Source organism: Vibrio sp. 10N.261.55.A7, assembly GCF_002877365.1.
In the GTDB taxonomy this organism is placed as follows: Bacteria; Pseudomonadota; Gammaproteobacteria; order Enterobacterales; family Vibrionaceae; genus Vibrio.
On record NZ_MCWZ01000089.1, the window covers coordinates 1 to 2,133 of the forward strand.

At 44.2% G+C, this 2,133-nt stretch carries 2 protein-coding genes; one reads left to right on the forward strand and one right to left on the reverse strand.

Annotation, left to right across the window (positions count from 1 at the left end):
• Nucleotides 1-119: 119 nt before the first annotated feature.
• Nucleotides 120-356 carry a hypothetical protein gene (locus BCU12_RS06735; protein WP_102403584.1) on the reverse strand — a complete coding sequence of 79 codons (237 nt, stop codon included), beginning with the start codon at nucleotides 354-356 and terminating at the stop codon, nucleotides 120-122.
• A 286-nt stretch (nucleotides 357-642) separates the two neighbouring features.
• Here BCU12_RS06735 and hcp point away from each other — a divergent pair.
• Nucleotides 643-2,133 (forward strand): hydroxylamine reductase (hcp, locus tag BCU12_RS06740; RefSeq protein WP_102403585.1); only part of this gene is annotated, 1,491 nt, incomplete at its 3' end.

Genomic DNA, 2,133 nt, shown 5'->3' on the forward strand with positions numbered 1-2,133 from the left:
AAAGTCGCGATGAACCTAGAAAAAGCCCCACTTAATATGAGTATAAAGTGAGGCTTTAAGGGGGAACTGGAGAACGAAGTGGATAATGAAGCTCAGTTGAATCGAACTTTGATATCTAGCTAGGCTTTACGGTTTACTTCTTCGTATTCGCCATCGATGGTATTCGCATTTGCATACTGAGGCTGCGCCGTAGCGGCACTAAATTGATGCGCATTCATTTGGTTTTGCATCTGTTTCTGAAGACGCTTTCCCGTGATTAAAGCGACGATAGTCAATGGAATAGCCATGACTAGTGCAAAAACCAACGTAAAAAATCCAGTAATTAGAGCCAGCGTACTTACAATCAATCTATTCATATTCAATACCTCTTAGATAACACCTTCACTATAACGCCTTCTAGATGAATGAAAGATGAACAATGCAGGCGTGTCCATATGACTCGGTAGTGTTTTAATGGTTCTTTTTATTAGTGTGTATTTGACCACTTAAAAATTAAGGTTAAATATAACTGTTTGTTTTAGTGCAGTTTATTGTTTGGCACAGTTCATGCTCTATTAGCGCGAGCGATATATAAAAATAATCGGTTTACGTTCGCTAACAATTAATAGCAAGTAAGCATTAAAACAACAACTGGAGCCCCAAATGTTCTGTATTCAATGTGAACAAACAATTCAAACCCCTGTGTCAAAAGGGTGTTCTTATAGCCAAGGTATGTGTGGTAAAACTTCAGACGTTTCAGACCTGCAGGACGTGCTCGTGCACTCTCTGCAAGGTGTTTCTTTTTGGGCCAATTTAGGCCGTTCTTGTGGTGTTATCGATACCGAAGTCGATGAGTGGGCACCCAAGGCATTTTTTGCAACACTAACCAATGTGAACTTTGATCCTGAGCGTATCGTAGAGTTTGCTCAGCAATCACAAGCGTACAAAAAGCGCCTAGAGCAAAAAGTACAGGCGGCTGCCATTGCTACAGGTTTTGTTATTCCAGCGCTTTCAAACGCAGCTAAATTCAATCTTCCTACCGATGTTGACTCATTGTTGGCGCTGGCACCTATGGCTGCGGTTAACCGCGGACACGAATCTTTGCATGAAGACGTAATTGGCCTGCGATTATTATGTTTGTACGGCCTAAAAGGCGCGGCTGCTTATATGGAGCACGCGCTCGTTCTTGGCCAAACGGATACAGAAATTCAGGCGGAATACCATGAGATCATGGCGCTATTAGGAACGGATCCAACAGACTTACAACTGCTTCTAGACACATCAATGAAAATCGGTTTGATGAACTACAAAGTCATGGAAATGCTCGACAAGGGTGAGACTCAAACCTTTGGTCACCCAGAGCCTACAAGCGTAAATGTAAAAACGGTAAAAGGTCACTGTATTCTGGTTTCTGGCCACGATCTGCATGACTTAGAAAAGATTCTTCAGCAAACAGAAGGGAAGGGCATCAACGTCTACACCAATGGTGAAATGTTACCTGCTCACGGCTACCCTGAATTGAAGAAGTACCCGCACCTTGTTGGTAACTACGGTAGCGCTTGGCAGAACCAACAGAAAGAATTTGCCAACTTCCCTGGTGCCATTGTCATGACATCTAACTGTTTGCTAAACCCAGATGTGGGCCAATATCGAGATCGCCTGTTTACCCGCAGCATAGTTGGTTGGCCAGGAGTGGCGCACGTAGAGGGGGATGATTTCTCTCAAGTGATTAACTGCGCTCTAGAACAACCGGGCTTTGCACAAAATGAGATTGAGCAGCTCATCACCGTTGGCTTTGGTCGCAATGCGCTTATGGCAGCTGCACCTGCCGTCATAGAGCAAGTGAAAGAGGGCAACATTAAGCACTTCTTCCTAGTGGGCGGTTGTGATGGCGACAAAGCAGAGCGAAGCTACTACACCGACTTTACTAGTCAAGCGCCGGATGACTCGCTCATTCTAACGTTGGCGTGTGGTAAATTCCGCTTCAACAAAAACCAATTTGGCGAAATAAACGGGATTCCGCGTCTTCTCGATGTTGGTCAATGTAACGATGCGTATTCTGCAATTCAGCTTGCGCTAGCACTTTCAAAAGAGTTTGACTGCGGAATCCATGAACTGCCGTTAACTCTAGTTCTATCTTGGTTTGAACAGAAA

Coding starts and splice junctions, on each gene's coding strand:
- BCU12_RS06735 (WP_102403584.1), bottom strand. CDS start 356: ATGAATAGATTGATTGTAAGTACGCTGGCTCTAATTACTGGATTTTTT.